The organism is Cecembia lonarensis LW9 (assembly GCF_000298295.1).
In the GTDB taxonomy this organism is placed as follows: Bacteria; Bacteroidota; Bacteroidia; order Cytophagales; family Cyclobacteriaceae; genus Cecembia; species Cecembia lonarensis.
In genome coordinates, this window is sequence record NZ_AMGM01000277.1 from 1 (window position 1) to 721 (window position 721).

The window sequence follows — 721 nt, forward strand, 5'->3', positions numbered from 1 at the left end:
GAGGGCGAGGGCAAGTGCGGGCCCTCGACCTTGTAGCGGGCACCAACGTGGTTGATCTTGTGGATCTTCGACGCATCCGCATAGCGCTCGCCTTGCTTATCCACCAGCAACGCATCCTGGTCCCACGATCCTTCCCAGAGCTTGTAGGCGACATCCAGGTATTCGTCGGCCCAGTCATAACGGGCATCGTGTTCGACCAAGGCGTCGAAGCCGAAGTTGCGTGCGGCATTTTCCTGGGTGCTGGTGACGATGTTCCATGCGATGCGGCCCTTGGAAATGTGGTCGAGGGTGGAGACTTGGCGGGCGAAGTTGAACGGATGGTTCTGCATGACATTGGAGGTGTAGGCCAACCCGATGTTCTTCGTGGCCACGGCCAGGGCGCCGAGCAGCACCGCGGGATCGTTGGACGGGATCTGCAGCCCCTCGTGTACGTTGTCCACGTATTGGCCGTCGGCCGGGCCGTAAAGGCCCGTGACATCGGCGAAGAACATTGCGTCGAACAGGCCCTCTTCCAGGGTCTTGGCCAGTTCGATCCAGAGGTTCACGTCGTTGAACTCGTGCTGGCGTGCCTCGGGGTGGCGCCATTGGCCGTGGTGTATGTGGCTGGCGGTGTTCATCAGGAATGCGTTGAAAAGCAGCGGCTTGCTCATGTGTTTGTTCCCTTCGGGGCGCTGGTTCCGACATAGATGGGGGTGGTGAGGTGATCCCCGGTCAGGCGTTG

General features: G+C 60.7%; 1 protein-coding gene. It reads right to left on the bottom strand.

What is annotated here, in order from left to right:
- Positions 1 to 650: LLM class flavin-dependent oxidoreductase (locus B879_RS24150; protein WP_157231802.1), on the bottom strand; the 650-nt coding region annotated here is incomplete at its 3' end.
- Between the last annotated feature and the right edge of the window lie 71 nt (positions 651 to 721).